Source organism: Actinoplanes philippinensis (genome assembly GCF_900113015.1).
GTDB classification, from domain to species: Bacteria; Actinomycetota; Actinomycetes; order Mycobacteriales; family Micromonosporaceae; genus Actinoplanes; species Actinoplanes philippinensis.
The window spans coordinates 22931-43287 of record NZ_FONV01000025.1 but is presented as its reverse complement, the minus strand read 5'-3'; the positions used below and the strand labels follow the sequence as shown (position 1 = coordinate 43287).

The 20357-nt window shown below is 71.6% G+C and carries 16 protein-coding genes; 1 reads left to right on the top strand and 15 read right to left on the bottom strand.

Translation table 11 applies throughout. The annotated features are described in order from the left end of the window. Positions 1-330: 330 nt before the first annotated feature. Together BM290_RS42635 and argH are read right to left on the bottom strand one after the other, a co-directional pair. Positions 331-4347, bottom strand: a complete 4017-nt coding sequence (locus BM290_RS42635) for a DUF4132 domain-containing protein (protein ID WP_093621697.1) — start codon at positions 4345-4347, stop codon at positions 331-333. Positions 4348-4470: 123 nt separating this feature from the next. After that, complete coding sequence (argH, locus tag BM290_RS42630; RefSeq protein WP_093621696.1) at positions 4471-5922, bottom strand: argininosuccinate lyase; 1452 nt, start codon at positions 5920-5922, stop codon at positions 4471-4473. Between the two features lie 207 nt (positions 5923-6129). Here argH and dapE point away from each other — a divergent pair, with 207 nt between their 5' ends. Beyond that, positions 6130-7188 carry a succinyl-diaminopimelate desuccinylase gene (gene dapE / locus BM290_RS42625; RefSeq protein ID WP_093621695.1) on the top strand — a complete coding sequence of 353 codons (1059 nt, stop codon included), beginning with the start codon at positions 6130-6132 and terminating at the stop codon, positions 7186-7188. Here dapE and argG read toward each other — a convergent pair whose 3' ends face one another. The 13 genes from argG to BM290_RS42560 form a co-directional block, all read right to left on the bottom strand. Continuing rightward, complete coding sequence (gene argG, locus BM290_RS42620) at positions 7189-8421, bottom strand: argininosuccinate synthase (protein WP_093621694.1); 1233 nt, start codon at positions 8419-8421, stop codon at positions 7189-7191. It abuts the gene before it with no gap. Further along, positions 8418-9311, bottom strand: a complete 894-nt coding sequence (locus BM290_RS42615) for a hypothetical protein (protein ID WP_093621693.1) — start codon at positions 9309-9311, stop codon at positions 8418-8420. Before BM290_RS42615 ends, argG begins: the two co-directional genes overlap by 4 nt. Then, positions 9308-9808: an arginine repressor gene (locus BM290_RS42610; protein WP_093621692.1), complete on the bottom strand. Its 501-nt coding sequence runs from the start codon at positions 9806-9808 to the stop codon at positions 9308-9310. Before BM290_RS42610 ends, BM290_RS42615 begins: the two co-directional genes overlap by 4 nt. Then, positions 9805-10737, bottom strand: coding sequence for an ornithine carbamoyltransferase (argF, locus tag BM290_RS42605; RefSeq protein WP_093621691.1), 933 nt, complete (start codon positions 10735-10737; stop codon positions 9805-9807). Before argF ends, BM290_RS42610 begins: the two co-directional genes overlap by 4 nt. Continuing rightward, positions 10734-11885 carry an acetylornithine transaminase gene (locus BM290_RS42600; RefSeq protein ID WP_093621690.1) on the bottom strand — a complete coding sequence of 384 codons (1152 nt, stop codon included), beginning with the start codon at positions 11883-11885 and terminating at the stop codon, positions 10734-10736. The genes argF and BM290_RS42600 overlap by 4 nt, the downstream gene beginning before the upstream one ends. Further along, on the bottom strand, positions 11882-12748 hold the full coding sequence (argB, locus tag BM290_RS42595) for an acetylglutamate kinase (protein ID WP_093621689.1): 867 nt from the start codon (positions 12746-12748) through the stop codon (positions 11882-11884). Before argB ends, BM290_RS42600 begins: the two co-directional genes overlap by 4 nt. Further along, the gene (argJ, locus tag BM290_RS42590) at positions 12745-13917 is read right to left on the bottom strand and encodes a bifunctional glutamate N-acetyltransferase/amino-acid acetyltransferase ArgJ (protein ID WP_093621688.1); all 1173 of its coding nucleotides are present in this window, start codon (positions 13915-13917) and stop codon (positions 12745-12747) included. The genes argB and argJ overlap by 4 nt, the downstream gene beginning before the upstream one ends. Further along, entirely contained in the window at positions 13914-14915 is a 1002-nt protein-coding gene (gene argC, locus BM290_RS42585) for an N-acetyl-gamma-glutamyl-phosphate reductase (RefSeq protein ID WP_093621687.1), read from the bottom strand. The genes argJ and argC overlap by 4 nt, the downstream gene beginning before the upstream one ends. A 355-nt stretch (positions 14916-15270) precedes the next feature. Next, positions 15271-15945 carry a hypothetical protein gene (locus BM290_RS42580; RefSeq protein ID WP_093621686.1) on the bottom strand — a complete coding sequence of 225 codons (675 nt, stop codon included), beginning with the start codon at positions 15943-15945 and terminating at the stop codon, positions 15271-15273. A gap of 105 nt (positions 15946-16050) precedes the next feature. Continuing rightward, a complete protein-coding gene (gene egtD / locus BM290_RS42575; RefSeq protein ID WP_093621685.1) occupies positions 16051-17022 on the bottom strand; it encodes an L-histidine N(alpha)-methyltransferase in 972 nt (323 codons plus the stop codon). 4 nt (positions 17023-17026) lie between these two features. Next, positions 17027-17767 carry an ergothioneine biosynthesis protein EgtC gene (egtC, locus tag BM290_RS42570; protein ID WP_093621684.1) on the bottom strand — a complete coding sequence of 247 codons (741 nt, stop codon included), beginning with the start codon at positions 17765-17767 and terminating at the stop codon, positions 17027-17029. Next, positions 17767-19059 carry an ergothioneine biosynthesis protein EgtB gene (gene egtB / locus BM290_RS42565; protein WP_093621683.1) on the bottom strand — a complete coding sequence of 431 codons (1293 nt, stop codon included), beginning with the start codon at positions 19057-19059 and terminating at the stop codon, positions 17767-17769. The genes egtC and egtB overlap by 1 nt, the downstream gene beginning before the upstream one ends. Continuing rightward, positions 19056-20345 (bottom strand): glutamate-cysteine ligase family protein, encoded by a 1290-nt coding sequence (locus BM290_RS42560; RefSeq protein ID WP_093621682.1) that lies wholly within the window; start codon positions 20343-20345, stop codon positions 19056-19058. Before BM290_RS42560 ends, egtB begins: the two co-directional genes overlap by 4 nt. Between the last annotated feature and the right edge of the window lie 12 nt (positions 20346-20357).

Here is a 20357-nt window from a genome sequence, read left to right as displayed (position 1 = left end):
CAACTTGCAACAAGGGCGGACGCTCGAACCCGCACGATTCCGGCATCGCGGGCGAGAAAGCGGTCTCCAGCAGCCGTTCTGTTACCTGTGGACCGCTGTGCCGGCACGTCGGGGACATGCAAGTGGGTTACAGGAACTTACAGCTATAGTCCTTGCCCGGTGATTTGCGGCGCGTCCTCGATGAAACTTCTTGCACGGTGAACTGAAAAACCATGCTGGATTGCGTCGTGGTCTGTGGTGTGGCTTGACCGAAGGGGGCCGCAATGTAAAAAGGCGGTGACGGGCGAGTGCCCGTCACCGCCTTTCCCGGCTCTTGTTCGTGGCCGCTGGTCAGTGGCCGCTGGTCAGCTGCTCCAGATCGCGGATCACCTCGGAGACCACCACCGGATCCAAGTCATCCAGCCTCGCCGCGCCACCGCTGAACCGGAGCGGGCCGAGTGTCTGCTCCGGAAAGATGTCCACGGCGCCGTGGACGATGCCGGGGTTCAGCTCCAGCTCGAGCCCGTCGGCAAGAGCCGGCGTCACGCTGACCTGGACGCGATCGTCACGCATTGTCCCCCGTCGCCAGCCGCGGCTCTCCAGGCCCAGAAGGGCGCGGGACGACACCGTCCGCCCCTGGAAGCGAGTGAGCACACCGCCCGCCACCTCGGCCTCGGTGAAGGCTGCGGTCTCCCGCCCGACCTGCGGGAACGGCTGAAGGATCCGGTAGTCGGCGAAGATCTCCGACCAGAGCGGCAGCGTCTCACCCAGATGAACCGGATGGACCACACCGACCACCTCGCCGGTACCGATCTCAACGGCCTCGTCGTGCACGTCGGCGAACGTGCCGTCCTCGGCCACCCGGAAGGCGCCGACCAGCCCACCCTTCGGGTCGAACGCACTCGTCGTGTCGAAACGGCCCCAGAGCAACCGCCGGGCCGGGTGGCGCAGCAGCGGATGCTCGGCGAAGAAACGCCGGAACTCCTCCTCCGGCCAGCGACGGCCGGTGACCATGGCGCGTTCCAGACGGCGGATCTGATCGGCGGCGACCCTCCGGACATCCTTCTTCAGGACCGCGAAACGTTGATAGGCGGCGGCCGCCCGCTCGGCATCGTCCTTCGCCCCCGGTTTCGGCAGGTTCTTGAGAGGCTTCCCGGCACCGTCCACGACGCACGGTCTCAGCTCCTCGTCGAACCGCACGGCGAAGCTCCGTGCTCCGTAGTCGAGCGTCAGGCTCCCGTCGTCATCCAGCCCGAAACCCGGCACCAGGCGGTCGGCGAGTTGCTCGGCGGTGAGGCCCAGCTGCCCGGCCACCAGGCCGACCTGGCGCTGGGCGGCAGTGCGCAGACCCGCATATCGCGAACGCTCGGCGATACGGTTGAGGTGCACCAACGCGACCTCGGTGCCGATCTCGGTGAGGACACTCAGACCGGTCACCGCACGGGCGTGCCCGCTCTGCCCCGGCCATTCCATGATCAGCGGCGTGAGCCGTCGCACGGTCTCGTCGTCCCCGACCGCACCGAGCACCTCCAGCGCCCAGCCCTGCCTGCCGCTCGCGCCGGCGGCCAGCCAGGCCTCGAACACCCCCCATGCGAACCGCGCGAGATCCACCGGCTCACAAGCCTCCCGGACGACCTCCAGTCCCGCATACGGCTCGAGCGGCCTGTGCAGTGCGAACACCATCGCCAGCTCACGCAACACCTTCGTCGGCAGAACGAGAGCCACCCGGCCCCCGTCCGTCCCGCCATCACCCAGTGCCGCCGTGGGCCGCGTCGGCTCCTGGCCCTCAGCCGAACCAGCCCGCGCGACCCCGTCACCCACAGCCGAACCAGCCCGCGCGACCCCGTCACTCACAGCCGAACCGGCCCGCACCATCTCGGATCCCACAGCCGAACCAGCCCGCGCAATCCCGTCACCCACAGCCGAACCGGCCCGCACCATCTCGGACCCCGCAGCCGAACCAGCCCGCGCAATCCCGTCACCCGCAGCCGAACCAGCCCGCGCAATCCCGTCACCCACAGCCGAACCAGCCCGCGCAATCCCGTCACCCACAGCCGAACCAGCCCGCGCAATCCCGTCACCCACAGCCGAACCGGCCCGCGCGATCTCGTCAGGGGGCGGCGGCAGGATGGATGGTCGTCGAAGGCGGACCGGTGGCAGGGCGGCGGGATCGAACCACTTCGGAATGGCGGGGAGTTTCGTGGGCAGGATCGCCAGCGGATCGGTGTCGATCAGCGTCTCCACAGCGGTCGCGGCCTCCGGGCCGTAGGAGGCGGCGACCGCACGGAGGGTCTCCGCGTGACCGGCGGCCACCATGTACACCAGTGTGTGCTGTGCCGAACGCCGGACCAGGTCGCTGGTGCCGAACGCACGGGGCACCAGATAGCGGGCGGCACACTCGGGATGCCGCCCCAGCCAGGCTCTCGCCACTGAACCGGACTGCCCCTGATCATGCAGACGCACCTGCATGCGCCACGGAATGTCCCCGGACGCGAACGGCAGCATCAGCGGCATGGCCACCGCCGAGTCGTGGAAGGCCAGACGCCGCAGAGGCAACAACGCGTACGCCTCGAACCGGGCGACGATCCGCCGCATCCATGAACCGCACCCGGGCACGGGCGCCGGATGCCAGTCGGCGAGCAGAGGCCGGGCCAGTTCCTCCGGCGCGGCGACGAAGAACGCGGCCGCAGCCGGCGGGTCCACCGGCTCTCCACGCCGCAGCCGGTCGGCGATGGCGTCCCAGTCCATCGGGGCCACAGCGAACCTCTCCCCGGAATCGACGGCAGACGCCCTGCCCGCCAGACCGACGAGCGTGACCTCCACCCCCGAACTCACGGCAGACGCACCACCCGCCAGACCAGCAGAAGTGCCCGACTCCCCCGCACCCACGGCAGACACGCCACCCGCCAGACCAGCAGAAGTGCCCGACTCCCCCGCACCCACGGCAGACACAGCACCCGCGGGGCCGGTTGGCGGGGCCGGCACCCCCGAACTGGGGGCGGCGGCCTCTTCGGCGGGGCCGACCGTGGTGGTGGGGGACGTTGCGTCCGGCAGGTCGATCGGGGTCGACAGCCACTTCTCGCGCTCGCCGGGTAGCCAATTCGCGATGGTCGGTGACTCGGGCGCCGTCAGGTCGAGGATTACCGGGGCCGGTCGCCGCCCGCGCCAGGGCGGATCGGCGAGCAGCGGTGGCAGCGCCTCCGGTGGGGCCGGCACGACGGCGGTCATGCCGGTCAGGTGCTCCCGGATGCGGGCCGCCTGAGCCCCTGTCAACTCGGCCGCGACCCGCTCGGCGAGCGCCGGGTCCGCCCGCACCCGGGCGGACAGCAGGTCGGTGACCGCGGGCTTGACGGCCTGGGCGGAGAGCAGCCGTAGCGCCCGCTCCGGGAAGCGGGCGGCGGCGTCGAGCAGCGCCTCGCGCACGTGCCGCTGGCCGAGACGGTCGAGGAGGCCGCGCATCGCCTCGTCGACCGGCAGCACGGCGATCAGGCTCAACAGGTCGCGGCGGGTGTCGGCACGGGTCGCGCGGACCCGGTCGAACCAGTCCAGCAGCAGGCCCGACGCGAGGGCCGGGCCGAGGCCCTCGACGACGGTGGCATCCCGGCCACGCCACCCGATGGACATGGCGTCGGCGGCACGACGTGCGGCGGCAGCCTGGTCCGCGGTGGTGATCGCGGTCAGCAGCATCCCGGCGCGACGGAAGTCGCGCTCGGTGAGTGCCTCCACCCAATCCTGCTCCACCCAGTCGGTGCGGGACGGGACGAGGACCGAGGTGGCGCAGCGGGCGTGGCGACCCTTTCCGCGGTAGCCGGCGAGAACGTCGACGATCTCCGCGTGCACGTCGTCGGGCGCGGCCGCCAGGGCGGCCCGGACCCTCAGCAGCACCAGGAAATCGGGGTCGAAGAAGAGCCCGACCGCGAGCCCGTCGTCGTCGGGCCGGCGGCGGCGCACACCCACGGTCTCCGTGCCGTCGCGCCGGAGCGCCCGGCGGGGCGGCCGATCGCCCTCGGCCGCCAGGGTCAGCGTGTAGAGCTCCACGGCTGCCTCGGCGGCGAACCGCAGGCCCCGCTCGGCGAGCCACAGGTCGGCGAACCACGGATGCCGCAGATTTTCCTGCCAGTCCAGCGCCCTCGTTGCGAACGCGACGACGGCCGCGCCGGTGACCGACGCCGGAGCCTGGGCCGCCGCACGCAACTCCGGGTCGGTGAACTCGCTGGCGAGCACGCCGGGCACGAACCCGGGCAGCTCACGGGTCTGCCTGTCGACGACCTCCCGGGCCCGCGGGTCGGGCTGGACCGGGCGGACGCCAGCCCCACCGCGTCGCGGGTGCAGCTGGGAAAGCCAGGGCTCGGGCAACTCGAACGGCATGCCGGCACGCTACCGGCGACCCCCGACAGAAACGGGAGCGGCCGGAGCCGCTCCCGTCGAACAGTGACACGGATTACCACCGAGCACCCGCCGGCCACACTTGCTGCCGGACGAGGAGAGGGATTATCGGGGCACGACCTTCTCGACGGCCCACTGACGCCAGTTGTCGAGCTTGTGCTGCACGGTGGCGAGCTGGTCGGCGACCGGGCCGGGACCGGTCGAGCCCGGAGTGGTACGGGCCGCGAGCGCCGACGACACGGACAGCACCTCGCGCACCGACGGGTCCAGGTGCTCGCTGATCGTCTTCAGATCGTCGTCGGTCACGTCCTCCAGCTCGCACTCGCGGGCCGAGCAGAGCGCCACCAGCTTGCCGGTGATTTCGTGCGCCTCGCGGAACGGCACGCCCTTGCGGACCAGCCAGTCGGCGACCTCGGTGGCGAGCGAGAAGCCGACCGGGGCGGCCGCGGCCAGCCGGTCCACCCGGACCGTCATCGTCGAGATCATCCCGGCCAGCGCGGGCAGCAGCAGCTCCAGGGTGTCGACCGCGTCGAAGGCGGGCTCCTTGTCCTCCTGCATGTCGCGGTCATACGTCAGGGGCAGGCCCTTGAGCATGGTCAGCACCGCGACGAGACCGCCGACGAGCCGGCCGCTCTTGCCCCGCGCCAGCTCGGCGATGTCCGCGTTCTTCTTCTGCGGCATGATCGACGACCCGGTGGCGAACGCGTCGTCCAGCTCGACCCAGCCGAACTCGGTCGACGTCCAGAGGACGACCTCCTCGCCGAGGCGGGAGAGGTGCACGCCGATCAGCGCGGTCACGAAGAGGAACTCGGCCACGAAGTCACGGTCGGCGACGGCGTCCATCGAGTTGGCCGCGGGCGCGGTGAAACCCAGCTCCTTGGCGACGGCCGCCGGGTCGAGCGGCAGCGACGAACCGGCCAGGGCGCCGGAGCCGAGCGGGCTGATCGCGGTCCGGGTGTCCCAGTCGCGCAGCCGCTCCAGGTCACGCAGCAGCGGCTGCACGTGGGCGAGCAGCCAGTGACCGAAGCTGACCGGCTGCGCGTGCTGCACGTGGGTCATGCCGGGCGCCGGGGTGTCGACGTTGCGGGCCGCCTGCTCGGTCAGCGCGTCGGCCAGCTCGATCAGCGCGACGGCCACGCCGCGGGCGTGATCACGCAGGTAGAGCCGCAGATCGGTGGCGACCTGATCGTTGCGGGAGCGGCCGGCCCGCAGCTTGCCGCCGAGCGTGCCGAGACGCTCCAGCAGGCCGCGCTCCAGGGCGGTGTGGACGTCCTCGTCCTCGATCGTCGGACGGAACTCGCCGGCCGCGCAGGCCGAGGCCAGATCGTCCAGCGCCGCGAGGATCCGGCCCAGCTCGTCGGCGTCGAGCAGACCCGCGTTGGCCAGCACCCGGGCGTGCGCGCGGGAGGCCAGCAGATCATACGGCGCGAGCCGCCAGTCGAACTGGACGCTGACGCTCAGCCGGGCCAGCGCCTCCGCCGGACCACCGGCGAAACGGCCACCCCACAGCCTCGTCGGCTCGTCGCTCTCCGACACACCTTCTCCTCGTCCGTTCATTTCGTTACCTTCCTGACCCTATCGCTGAGCCGTGCACGCCGGGTCCCGGCCCGGCGGCATCGCGCTGGGTGGGACACGTGGCCGTCTCGCTCGCACGAGCCCGGCGGCCGCGCGGTGATCGAGCCGGCCGCCCGCGTCGCGTGCCGGCCGGCGGCGGCTCACATAGCCGTACGCATAAAAATGCCGTTGATCTGATAAGTTTGCAACATGACCAGCCTCGATCTGACCGGTGATGTAGTAGATCTCACTCGGACCATCTGTGACATTCCGTCCGTCAGCGGCGACGAGAAGGCCCTGGCCGACGCCGTGGAGAGCGCCCTGCGCGCCTGTCCGCACCTCGAGGTGCTGCGTGACGGTGACGCGGTGGTGGCGCGGACGTCGCTGGGCCGGCCGACCCGGGTGGTGATCGCCGGGCATCTCGACACCGTGCCGATCGCCGACAACCTGCCGGTCGTCGTCGACGGCGACGTGCTGCGCGGGCGCGGCACCGTCGACATGAAAGCCGGCGTCGCGATGGCGCTGCACCTGGCGGCGACGCTGACCGAGCCGCGCTATGACGTGACCTACGTCTTCTACGACCACGAGGAGGTCGCGGCCCGGCTCAACGGGCTCGGCCGGCTCGTGCGCAACCACCCGGAGTGGCTCGTCGGCGATTTCGCGATCCTCGGTGAGCCGTCCGACGGCACGGTCGAGGGCGGCTGCCAGGGCACCATGCGGGTGAAGATCACCGTGCCCGGTGTGGCGGCGCACTCGGCGCGCTCGTGGAAGGGCAGCAACGCCATCCACAGCGCGGGCGCAGTGCTCGACGTGCTGCGCGCCTACGTGCCGCGGCAGCCGATCGTTGACGGGTTGCAGTATCACGAGGGGCTCAACGCGGTGAAGATCGAGGGCGGCATCGCCGGCAACGTGATCCCCGACCTGTGCACGGTGCACATCAACCACCGCTTCGCTCCGGACCGTGACGTGGCCCAGGCCGAGGCGCACCTACGGGAGGTGTTCGCCGGGTTCGAGCTGGAGGTGACCGACGCGGCGCCGGGGTCGCGGCCCGGGCTGGACCGGCCGGCCGCCAAGGAGTTCGTCGAGCTGGTCGGCCGGGAGCCGCAGGCCAAGCTGGGGTGGACCGACGTGTCACGGTTCGCCGCGCTGGGCGTGCCGGCGGTCAACTTCGGGCCCGGCGACCCGCTGCAGGCGCACACCGACGGCGAGCACGTGCTGGTGCCGGAGATCCGGCAGGCCCTGCACGTGCTCACCACCTGGCTCAGCTGACTACTCGGCCGGGTTCGCCGCGGCGCGCTGGATGGCGCCCGGCACCGAGTACATGTGGGCGAACGCGCGGGCCTGCTCGCCGGTCCACAGCGACGACCCGTGGCCGTAGACGACACCCGAGCGGGTCGCCGCGTCCAGCAGGCTGTGCGGGCTCCTGCTGCCGAGGAGCACGATGTTGCCCTTGTGCAGCAGGACCCGCACGGTGCCGGTGACCCGGGTCTGGCTGGAGTCCAGGAAGGCGCGGAAGTCGTCCATGATCGGGTCGAAGTAGACGGCCTCGTGCAGCAGGTCGCCGTAGGTGTTGCCGAGCGTGGCCTTGGTGGCCTGCTGCCGGTTCGACAGGACCAGTTTCTCCAGCTCGCGGTGCGCCGCGATGAGGATCAGCATGCCCGGCGCCTCGAAACCGACACGGGCCAGGTTGCCGACCATGGTGGAGCCCATGTGGATGCCCCGGCCGACGCCGTGCTCGCCGCCGAGGACGTTGAGGGCGGACAGGATGTCGTAGTTGTTCTCGTTCGGCAGCGGCGTGCCGTCCGCCGTGACCGCCGAGACGACCTCGCCCTTGTCGAAGCTGATCAGCAGCTCGACGCCCTTCTCCGGGGCCTCGTCGATCGACTTGGTGTAGGTCCAGGCCGACTCCGGCAGATACTCCCAGGAGCCGTAGGTCTCCTCGCCGCCGATCGACGTGCCGATCAGGCCCTCGTTGATCGAGTAGAGCTTGACCTTCTCGCTGACCTCGTAACCCCGCGACCGGAGGAACTCGGTCTCGCCCTCGCGGGTGAGCCGCTCGTCGCGGATCGGGGTGACGATCTCCAGATGCGGGGCCAGCGCCCGGATCACCGCGTCGTAACGGACGTGGTCGGCGCCCGCGCCGGTCGAGCCGTGCGCCACCGCGTCCGCGCCGACCTCCAGTGCGACCTGGACGACCTTCTCCGCCTGGATCAGCCGCTCCGCGCCGACACACGACGGGTAGGCGCCGTTGCGCAGGTAATTCGCCTTGATCGCGTAGGTGATCACCCGGTCGTAGAGCTCCGCGCGGGCGTCGACGACATGGTGCTCGACGGCGCCCAGCTCCTCGGCGCGCGCCTTGACCACCTCGGCCTCACCGCTGTGCAGGCCACCGGTGTCGATGTTGGCGGTCACCACGTCCCAGCCCTTCTCGCGGAAGTCCACGAGGGCGTACGAGGTGTCCAGACCACCGGAGAAAGCGAGGACGATCTTGCGCTTGGTCATCGGGACAGTTCCTTCTCGAGAATCGGCACATAAGTCTTACCGTCCCGGCGGACGTGACCCGGCGGCAGGACGTAGAACTCACAGCGGCCCGCTTCGATGTCCTTCTGCATCGCGCGCTGGCGGCTGTAGTCGAACGGGTCGAGCAGGAACGTCGGCTCGGGCAGCACTCCCCCGGCCGGGAGGGTCAGGTCGCTCTGGTAGACGAACGAGCCCGGCGAGGTGTGGAACGGGACCGTCGCGACCAGGATCTTCAGCGCGCCGAACTCGGTGTGCACCTTGAGCGCGCTGTTGTCGTACTGGGTGACGCCGTCCAGCTTCTGCGCCCGGTACGCCGACAGGGCCAGCGCCTTCGCCGCCTTGCCCAGGCCGACCGCCGGCATCAGCGACCACAGCGACCAGCCCACCCAGCGGCCCGGCTCGGCGGACGGGGCCGCACAGTAGCCGCCGACCGGGACCGGGCCCCGGTAGCCGCTGTCCCGCATGTCCTGCTGAACCTTGCGCAGCAGCTGCTTCACGTCGGTGTCGAAGCGGAACGTGGACCGCTCGACCATGTCCGCGAACTCGGCCTGCGGCAGACCGGCGATCAGAGCCGCGGCCGGCATCAGGATCAGGTCGACCATGACCCACTGGGGCATCGGGATGCCCCGGTCACCGAAGGCGATGCCGTTGATGATGTTGAAGAAGTTCAGGAAGTCGCGGATCGACCAGTCCTTCTCCGCCGTGTCGGTGAAGTCGAGCCAGGTCAGCTTGTGGCCGTACGGCGTCTCGTTGAGGTGCGGCCGCAACGTCTCGTTGGAGGCGAGGAAGAACTCCACGCCGTGCCCGACCAGGCTGTCGGTGTGGTCGGCGAAGTCCGGGAACCGGGCCTCCACCGCTGGTGGGAACGTCATGAGCGGCTCTCCTCGGATTCCGACTGGCTCCACAGACTGAGTTTCAGGGCCAGCTCCGCGCCCGACGTGGGCCCGCCGTCCCGGGCCACCACGAAGATGGTGTCGTCACCGGCGATCGTGCCGACCACATCGGCGAGCCCGGACCGGTCCAGAGCGCTGGCCAGGAACTGCGCCGCCCCCGGCGGCGTACGCAGGACCGCGATGTTGCCGCTGTGGTCGACTCCGGTGAGCAGCTCGCGCAGCAGGCGGATCAGCCGGGCCGGGCCGTGCTCCGTGGTCTCCCGCAGCGGCTTGTGCCCGTCCTCGGGAATGTAGTAGACGCCGCTGACCTTCACCGCGTTCAGCTCCTCCAGGTCACGAGAAAGCGTGGCCTGGGTGACGTGGACGCCCTCGTTGGCGAGGATCACTGTCAGCTCGGTCTGCGACTTGACCCGACGGGAACGGATCAGGTCGACGAGCCGGGCGTGCCGGCCCGCGCGGGTCGTCGGGTTGTTCATGGCTGGTTGACCGCCAGCAGCCAGGTCAGCAGCGCCTTCTGCGCGTGCAGCCGGTTCTCCGCCTGGTCGAAGACGGCGCTCTGCGGCCCGTCGATCACCTCGTCGGTGATCTCCTCGTTGCGGTGCGCCGGCAGGCAGTGCAGCACGATCGCCTCCGGGTCGGCGGCGGCCAGCAGCTCCTTGTTCACCTGGTACGGCCAGAACGGGGTGAGCCGGTCCTTGCCGTCGCCCTCCTGGCCCATCGACGTCCACGTGTCGGTGGCGATCACGTGCGCGCCGTCGGCCGCCTCCCGCGGGTCACGCAGCACCTCGACCGAGCCGCCGGTCCACGCCGCGATCTCCGCTGCCCGGCTGACCACCGGCGCCGCCGGATCGAACCCGGACGGGCCGGCCACCCGCACGTTCATCCCCGCCATCGCGCCCGCGATCAGGTAGGAGTGCGCCATGTTGTTGGCCGCGTCCCCCACATACGCCAGCGTCCGCCCGGCCGTCGAGCCGAACCGCTCGCGGATCGTCAGCAGGTCGGCGAGGAGCTGGCACGGGTGGTAGCCGTCGCTCAGCGCGTTGATCACCGGGACGCGCACGCCGGACGCCAGCTCGGCCAGCCGCTCGTCGCCGTGCGTGCGGTAGACCATCGCCGACACGTACCGGGCCACCACCCGCCCGGCGTCGGCGAGCGTCTCACCGCGGCCGAAGTGGGTGTTCTGGGTGTCCACGATGATCGGCTGGCCGCCCAGCTCGGCGATGCCGGCCTCGAACGACAGCCGGGTCCGCAGGCTCGCCTTGTCGAAGAAGACGGCCACACTGCGCGGACCGGCCAGAGGGGTGTAGCTGAACCGGTCCGCCTTCATCTCGGCGGCCAGATCGAGGACCTCGCCCTGCTCCTGCGGGGTCAGGTCGTCGTCACGGAGGAAATGTCGGGTGGTCACCGGATACCGTCCAGGGCAGCGATCAGGGCGTCCGCCTGATCGGAGGAGATGATCAGGGGCGGGGCGAGCCGGATGACGTCCGGCTTGGCCGGGTTGACCAGGAAACCGGCGTCACGCAGCCGGGCGGCCACGTCGGCGGAGACGGGCTCGTTGAGCACGATGCCGAGCAGCAGGCCGGCGCCCCGGACATACTTCACCAGCGGATGGTTCAGGCCCTCGATGCCGAGCCGGATCTGCTCGCCGACCCGCTTCACGTGGTCGAGCAGGCCCTCGTTGGCGATCGTGCGGATCACCGCGAGCCCGGCCGCGCAGGAGACCGGGTTGCCGCCGAAGGTGGTGCCGTGCGACCCGGGAGTGAGCAGGTCGGCGGCCCGGCCGAAGGCCATGCAGGCGCCCAGGGGCAGACCGCCGCCGAGGCCCTTGGCCAGGGTGACGATGTCCGGCTCGACACCCTCGCTCTGGTGGTGGAACCAGTGGCCGGTGCGGCCGATGCCGGTCTGCACCTCGTCGAGCACCAGCAGCGCGTTGTTGCGCGTGCAGATCTCCCGGGCGGACGTCAGGTAGCCGGCGGGCGGGACGACCACGCCGTTCTCACCCTGGATCGGCTCCAGGATGACCATGGCGGTCTCGGGGGTGACCGCGGCCTCCAGCGCGGCGACGTCACCGTAGTCGACGTGGGTCACGTCGCCCGGGAGCGGCCGGAACGGGTCCTGTTTCGCCGGCTGGCCGGTCAGCGCGAGAGCGCCCATCGTCCGGCCGTGGAAGGCGCCGTGCGTGGCGACGACATGGGTGCGCCCGGTGAGCCGGGAGATCTTGAAGGCGGCCTCGTTGGCCTCGGCGCCCGAGTTGCAGAACAGCACCCGCCCGGCCCGGCCGGCCAGCGCCAGCAGCAGGTCGGCCAGCGCCACCGGCGGCTCCGAGATGAACAGGTTGGAGACGTGCCCCAGCTGCTGGATCTGAGACGTGACGGCGGCGACGACGGCCGGGTGGGCGTGGCCGAGCGCGTTCACCGCGATGCCGCCGAGGAAGTCGACATACTCCTTGCCGTCCTCGCCGGTCAGCACCGCGCCCTGGCCCTTGACCAGGGCGATCGCCGGGGTGCCGTAGTTGTTCATCATCGACTCTTGCCAGCGCTGCACGAGGCTCATGAGGGGACCACCATCGTTCCGAATCCTTCTTCCGTGAAGACTTCGAGCAGCGTCGAGTGGGCGACCCGGCCGTCGACGACGTGGGCGGCCGGCACTCCACCGCGGACCGCCCGCAGGCAGGCCTCCATCTTGGGCACCATCCCCGACTCCAGGGAAGGCAGCAGCTTCTCCAGCGCATCGGCGTCGATCTCGCTGGTCAGCGACGACTTGTCAGGCCAGTTGGTGTAGAGGCCGGGCACGTCGGTGAGCACCACCAGCTTGCGGGCGCCGAGCGCGACCGCCAGCGCGGAGGCGGCGGTGTCGGCGTTCACGTTGTGCAGCACGCCCGCGGCGTCCGGCGCGACCGTGGCGATCACCGGGATCCGGCCGGCCGCGATCAGGTCGTCGACGGCCGACGTGTTCACCTGGTCGACGTCGCCGACCTGGCCGATGTCGACCTCCTCGCCGTCGATCGTCGCGCCCCGGCGGACCGCCGTGAACAGCCCGGCGTCCTCACCGGAGAGGCCCACCGCATACGGCCCGTGCTGGTTGATCAGGCCCACCAGCTCGCGCCCGACCTGGCCGGTGAGCACCATCCGGACGATCTCCATCGTCTCCGGGGTGGTGACCCGCAGGCCGCCGCGGAACTCCGACTCGATCCCGACCCGCTTCAGCATCCGGTTGATCTGCGGGCCGCCACCGTGCACGACGACCGGCTTGATGCCGACCAGGCGCAGGAACACCATGTCGGCCGCGAACGCCGCCTGCAGCTCCGGGTCGATCATGGCGTTGCCGCCATACTTGATCACGACGGTGGCGCCGTGGAACCGCTCCAGCCAGGGCAGCGCCTCGATGAGGATCTCGGCCTTCTTCTGCGCCTTCACGACGAGTACGCCGAATTCTCGTGAACATAGGCGTGAGAGAGATCGGTGGTCCAGATCGTCGCGCTCATCTCCCCCTCGCGCAGGTTGATCGTCACGCTCACGTCCCGCCCGGACAGGTCGACCTTGCTGCGATCCTCCGCCGCCGCCCCGCCCTTGCAGATCCACACCCCGTTGATCGCCACGTCGATGCGATCCGGCTCGAAGGCCGCGCTCGTCGTGCCGATCGCCGCGAGGATCCGCCCCCAGTTGGGGTCGTTGCCGAAGAAGGCCGTCTTCACCAGGTTGTTTCCGGCGACCGTCCGGCCGACCTGCACCGCGTCGGCCTCGCTGGCCGCGCCCTGCACCTCGATCGCGATGTGCTTGGTGGCGCCCTCGGCGTCGGCGATCAGCTGCTGGGCCAGGTCGTGGCAGACCTCGGTGACCGCGGCGGTCAGCTCCTCGAGGGTCGGCTGCCGGTTCGACGCGCCGCTCGCCAGCAGCAGCACCGTGTCATTCGTCGACATGCAGCCGTCGGCGTCGATGCGGTCGAAGGTGACCCTGGTCGCGGCACGCAACGCCGCATTCAGCACCTCGTTGTCGGCGGACGCGTCGGTGGTGATCACCACGAGCATGGTCGCGAGCGCGGGGGCCAGCATGCCGGCGCCTTTCGCGATGCCGCCGACCGACCAGCCGTCACGCTGGGCGACCGCATTCTTCGCCACCGTGTCGGTGGTCATGATGGCCTCGGCGGCCCTGGCCCCGCCGTCGGCGGCGAGCGCCTTGGCCGCGGCGCTGACACCGGGGAGCAGCCTGTCCATCGGCAGCAGCTCGCCGATCAGGCCGGTCGAGCAGACCGCGACGTCGCCGGCGCCGATCATCATGCGGTGGGCGCCGCCGCGCAGCACCGTGGCGGTGTGCTCGGCGGTCGCGTGCGTGTCACGGAAGCCCTGCGAACCGGTGCACGCGTTGGCGCCGCCGGAGTTGAGGATCACCGCGCGGACTATGCCGCCCTTGAGCACCTGCTGGCTCCACAGGACCGGCGCCGCCTTCACCCGGTTGCCGGTGAACACGCCCGCCGCCGTGTAGTCGGGGCCGTCGTTGACGACCAGGGCGACGTCGGCGTTGCCGCTGGCCTTGAGCCCGGCGGCGACACCGGAGGCGCGGAAGCCCTTGGGATGGGTGACGGTCATGGTGCCACTCCGAAGACGCTCAAGCCCGTGGTCTCGGGCAGGCCGAACATGATGTTGGCGTTTTGCACGGCCTGGCCCGCGGCGCCCTTGCCCAGGTTGTCCAGAGCGCTCACGACGATGATGCGGCCCGAGTCGATGTCGACAGTGGCCTGCAGGTGGCAGGAGTTGGAACCCGCGGTGGCCGCCGTGTGCGGCCAGGCGCCCTCCGGCAGCACGTGCACGAACGGCGCGTCGGCATAGGCCGCCTCGAGCGCCTCCCGCGGGTCGCCGCCGTTGAGCCGGCGGGCCGTCACCGTCGCCAGGATGCCGCGCGGCATCGGCGCCAGGATCGGGGTCATCGACAGCGAGGCGGCCCCGGTGGCCTGCTTGATCTCGGCGACGTGCTGGTGGGCGCCGACCTTGTAGGGCGACAGGTCGCCCATGACCTCGCTGCCCAGCAGGTGCACCTTGGCGTTGCGCCCGGCGCCGGAGGTGCCCGAGCCGGCCACCACGACGACATCCTCCGGGTCGGCCACGCCGGAGGCGATCAGCGGCGCCAGCGCCAGCGTGATCGTCGCCGCATAACAACCCGTGTTGGCCACCCGGTCGGAGGCGGCGATCGCGGCCCGCGCGCCCGGCAGCTCCGGCAGGCCGTAGGTCCAGGTGCCGGCATGGCCGCCGCCGTAGTAACGAGTCCACTGCTCGGCGCTCTCCAGCCGGAAGTCGGCGCCCAGGTCGACGACCTTGACCCCGGCGTCGAGCTGGGCCGCGACGGCCGCCGACTGCCCGTGCGGCAGAGCGAGGAAGACCAGGTCAGCGCCACTGAGCGAGGCGGCGTCGGTGGAACCGAGCGTCAGGTCGAGCCCGGTCAGCTGCGGGTGCACCGCGGCGACCGGTGAACCGGCCTGGCTGTGCGCGGTCGCCGCGACCAGGTCGAACTCGGGGTGCCCGGCGATCAGGCGCAGCAACTCACCGCCCGCGTAGCCACTGGCTCCCGCGACCGCGACCCTGATTCCCATACCTACCTCCGTATGACTATGCAGAAGAACGTATCAACTCCCACCCGGTCGCAGCAACCACGAACGCGCCCATCCCGCATGCTGAGCGATGCGATGCGGTCTCGGTCACTTTCGCCGGAAAAGACCCGTGCTTCGGTACGAGCGAACTCCGTCCCGCCACACGCCACCCCGTCCCCGCGCACCCCGCGACGAGGGTGGCCCGCCCCACTCTCCAGGGCGCCTCACGGGCGTAGGCGTCCCTCACCGGCCGGCCCAGCGAGCTGTCCCCGCGCACGCGGAACACGGCCGGGGTGACGAACAGGAGCACCCGATCGGGGGACCGGGTGCTCCTGGGGTGTGCTGGGAACGGGTGGTGTCAGCGGGTGAGGGCCCACTCGTTCCAGGCGGCCAGCCAGTCGTCCTGGGCGGCGGCGATGGCGGTGATCTTGGCGTAGTCGACGGGCCGGAGGCCTCGCTGGCGGTCCCACGCGAGCTGTGCCGGGCGGCTGGGCACGCCGGGGCCGAGGCCGGTGCCGTACAGCAGGGTCTCGGCGATCGCCCGGTCCCGCAGCGCCGGGTCGGTGCGGAACCAGGCGGCCTCCCGGTCGAGGCGGGTGAGCTGGTCCAGCATCGCCTGGACGGAGCGGCGGGCGGCCTCCTCGGGTTCGCCGGCCAGGTCGGTCTGGCGGCGGACGGCGTTGCGCCAGAGTTCGGTCCAGGTGCGGGGGAGCTGGGGGCGCGGGCCGCCGGACGCCGACCACACGTCGTGTTCCCGGGAGGCCTTGATCACCGCATGGACCAGCAGGACGTGTGGCTCACGGCCGGACTCCACGTCGTCGCCGTCCGGCCGGTCCCCGGCTGACGCCCGGTCGTCGCCGGCGAGGACCGCCTTGATGTCCTGTGCCCGGGAACCCGCGGCCGGCGAAGCGGTGGGCGGGGAGGCGGCGGTGGGCGATGGGGTGTCGCCGGAGGCCGGGACGGCGTCCGGCGACGGTTCGGCGGGCGGTTTCTCGCCGGGTGGCGGTACAGCGTCCGCGTGGTCGGACTCCATGCGGGACCCCCTTGGTCGACGCCTCGTGCCGCCGTCCCGCGCGGACTCGCGGGACGGCCCCTGACGGTGAGACGACACCGCTAGGAAAACACGAAGCGTCAACCTTTACCCCGCCTGGGCGAGGGTGATTCCGAACCAGTCGTTCGGATCGGTCCACCAGTGGCGCGCGGTGAAGCCCGCGGCGGCGAGCTCGGCGGTGAGGCCGTCGCGGCGGAATTTGGCGGAGATCTCGGTACGCATCTCCTCGCCCGCGGCGAACGGGACGTCCAGTTCCAGGTCGCCGATGTGGACGACCTGGTCACGGCTGGACCGCAGGCGCATCTCGATCCACTCGTGCCGTGGCTCCCAGACGGCGACGTGCTCGAAGGCGGCCACGTCGAAGTCGGCGGCCAGCTCACGGTTGATGACGTGCAGGACGTTGCGGTTGAACTCGGCCGTCACCCCGGCGGCGTCGTCGTAGGCGGGCACCAGCACGGCCGGGTCCTTGACCAGGTCGGCGCCGAGCAGCAGCCACTCGCCCTCGTGCAGGACCGAGCGCAGCGACGACAGGAACGTGGCCCGTTCGGCGGGCACCAGGTTGCCGATGGTGCTGCCGAGGAAGGCGACCAGACGGTTGTCGCCTTCCGGCAGGTGCCGCAGGTGGCGGGTCATGTCGCCGACGACGCCGCGGATGCCGAGGCCGGGATAGGCGGCGGTCAGCGACTCGACGGCGGCGGCCAGCGCCGAGCCGGAGACGTCGAGCGGGACGAACGCGCCGAGCGTGCCCCGGGCGACCAGGGCGTCGAGCAGCAGCCGTGTCTTCTCCGACGAGCCGGAGCCGAGCTCGACGAGGGTCTTCGCCTCGGTGATCCGGGCGATCGCGGCGGCGTGCGTTTCGAGCAGGGCCCGTTCGGTACGGGTCGGGTAGTACTCCGGAAGCCGGGTGATGTCCTCGAAGAGCTCGCTGCCACGGGCGTCGTAGAACCACTTCGGCGGCATCCACCGGGGGTCGGCGGTGAGTCCGGCGCGCACGTCGGCGCGCAGTTCACGGGCGAGATCGTCGTCGTCGAGGTGCCTGTCCAGGAGCATGGCGCACACCTTTCTAGAGGGAAGTGATCTCCAGCCGGCCGGCGGTGGCGACGACCAGACGGCCGTCGGGAACGGGCTGCCACGCCGGTCCGGGGTCGAGCGGTTCGGAGCTGATCAGGGTGGAGTCGCGCAGGGACCGCGCCGACAGAGCGTGACCGAGCGTGGTCGCGATCATCTGCCGGCCGTCACTGAGAAGCAGGTTCAGCCGGGAGCCGGGCGCCGCGGCGGCGACCTCGGTCACCACGGTGGCGACCGCCTTCGCCGGCGGCTCCCCGGCGCGCAGCCTCGCTCGTACCATCGCCCAGAGAATTGCCGAGTCGGTGGGCGCGTCAAGGGTGAGCAGATCCTCCACCGGGAGGTCACGGGCCTGTGCGGCGACGGCCGAAGGCCAGCCGCGGACGACGCCGTTGTGGCTGAAGAGCCACCGGCCGTCGGTGAACGGCGCCGCCGCCGTCTCGACCACCGGCATGCCGACGGTGGCCGAGCGGACCGCGGCGAGGACCGCGCCGGCCGAGGTCGCGGCCGCGAGCAGCGGCAGCGACGCGTCCGTCCAGATCGGCATGGCGCTGCGATGCCGGACCGGCGCGGCGGCGCCGGGCGGCCACCAGCCGACGCCGAAGCCGTCGGCGTTGACGGTTCCCCCGCCGCGCATGTCGCGGGGCGCCCAGGCTTGCGTGGCCAGGGCGTGCGGCGGGTCGAAGAGCAGATCCTTCAGCGGTACGGGCGGACCGAGGTAGCCGAGGTGCCGGCACATCAGGCGTCCCGTGCGCAGCGGAACCCGCTGAAGATCTGCCGCCGGATCGGGTGGTCCCAGTTGCGGAAGGTGCCCCGGCAGGCGGCCGCGTCGGTGCCGAACGACCCGCCGCGCAGCACCCGGTAGTCGCCGCCGAAGAACACCTCCGAATACTCGCGGTAAGGGAACGCCGCGAACCCCGGGTAACCGTGGAAGCCGGAGGAGGTCCACTCCCAGACGTCACCGATCAGCTGGTGCACGCCCTGTGGCGACGCGCCGTCCGGGTAGGCGCCGACCGGGGCCGGACCGAGGTGCCGCTGGCCGAGATTGGCGTGCCGGGCCGCGGGCGGGTCGTCGCCCCACGGGTAGCGGCGGGAGCGGCCGGTCGCCGGGTCCCAGCGGGCGGCCTTCTCCCACTCGGCCTCGGTGGGCAGGCGTTTCCCGGCCCACGCGGCGTAGGCCTCGGCCTCGAAGAAGCAGACGTGGACGACCGGCTCGGCCGGGTTCACCGGCTCGACGTGACCGAACCGGTCACGCAGCCAGCCGTCACGGTCGCGGATCCAGTGCAGCGGGCTGTCCAGGCCGGCCTGGTTGCGGTGGGCCCAGCCGCGCTCGCTCCACCAGCGGGGGTCGTCGTAGCCACCGGCGTCCATGAACGCCAGGTAGTCGCCGTTGGTGACCGGGGCGGCGTCGATCCAGAAGGCGTCCACGTCGACCGGGTGGGCGGGGCGTTCGTTGTCGAGGGCCCAGGGCTCGATGTCCGTACCCATCTGGAATCTGCCCGAGGGGACGAGAACCTCGCCGGAGACCGGGGCCGCGGCCGGGGGCGGCGCCGGCGCGGACAGCACCGGCGCGCCGGACCGCAGCTGGTGCGTGGCCAGCATGGTCTCGTCGTGCTGCTGCTCGTGCTGGACGATCATGCCGAACGCGAACCCGCCGTCGAGCAGCCGGCTCTCCGGGCCGAACCTGGTCCGGTCCAGCACGTCGAACACCTTGTCGCGCACCTGCGCGGTGTAGGCGCGGGCCTCGGCCGGGCTGAGCAGGGGCAACGCCGGCCGGTCGCGGCGGGAGTGCTTGAACGCGTCGTAGAGCTCGTCGATGTCCTGCCGGAGCGGGTCACGGCCGCCCACGTCGCGGACCAGCCACAGCTCCTCCTGATTGCCGACGTGCGCCAGGTCCCAGACCAGCGGGGACATCAGCGGGGAGTGCTGCCGGGTGAGGTCGTCGTCGTCGACGGAGTCGGTGAGCAGCGCCGTCCGGGCCCGGGCGCGCTCCAGGTCGGCAGCGATGGACAGCCGAAGATCGTCGGTCATACCCAAATGTCCTCTCGGGGTCGTCCGGACACGGCCTCCCGCAGGCGGCGGGAGACGATGCCGGTCACGGTGTCGCGGACCGCCGGGGGCAGGCCGGTCCGGTCGAGGTTGCGGCAGGCCAGGTCGGCCAGACCGGCGGCGGCCCGGCGCACCGGCCGGTCGGCGAGACCGGACCGGGCGGCGGCGTGCCAGCGGCCGGCGGCCGGGGCGGCCAGCTCGCGGGCACGGTCGGTGAGCGTGTCGTCGGACAGCAGCGCGGCCAGCACCGCGGCCGGGGCGATCCACTCGTCGCCGGGCTGGGTGTCGAGGTAGCGGACCTCCAGGTAGCCGCGTGGCCGTACCGGCGGAAAGAGGGTGTTGAGGTGATAGTCGAGATCCGCGATCGTCGGTGGCCGGGTGACCGGGTCGATGAGCTGCGGTGGCCGTTGCCGTCGCGGGCCGATGCGCCGCCCGCCGATCCGGCCGGAACCGGCCGGGCCACCCTCGATGCCGCCCGCCTCGATCCAGTCGGCCATCGTCACGCCGGGTGGCACGTCCCACCGGCCGTGGTCGCGCCGCACGCAGAGCAGTGGCGCCTGAACCGCGTAGTGAGCCCAGCTCACCGCCGGATCGGCGGACGACGGGACCGGCCCGGAGCGCCGTGCGTCGATGCCGTGCCAGGTCGCCGTCCGGGCGGACGCCCAGCCGTGCCGTGGTGAGTTGGCGAACAGGGCCAGCATCGCCGGACCGACCTCGTGCAGGGCCGCCCAGCGGATCGGGATCTGACCGGCCTCGCCGGCGTCGAAGCACACCTGGAGCCCCGCGGTGGAGCCCATCATGGTGCGGCCGGCGCTGTCGAAGGCGCGGTCCATGGCCGCGTAACGCGGGGTGTCCAGGGTGCGGCGGGGCTCCCGGAACGGGTCCAGGCCGTGGTCGCCGAGGATGATCCCCCGGCTCGCCAGCAGCCCCGCGAGGATCTCCCGGTCGGCGGTGACCGCGGCGTGCAGCTCGGCGAGCGAGCCGGCGGGCGCCGAGGAGATCTCGATCTGCAGGCCCGGCTCGACGGTGACCGTGCCACCGCCGGGCAGCGGCACGGGATGTGGATTGCCGAGGGCCGCCGGGGTATGCACACCCAGAGCCTCGACGAGGTCGCCGGCCGTCAGGTACGCGGACGGGTCGGCGGCCGGATGCGTGGTCCACTCCAGCTCGACACCGATCTGCCGCGGCGGGCCGGTCTTGAAGCAGATGCCGGTTATGTGCTCGATCGCGTCGGCGGTCCGCCGCAGAACCCGGTCAGCCGAACCCATGGTCCTCCACTT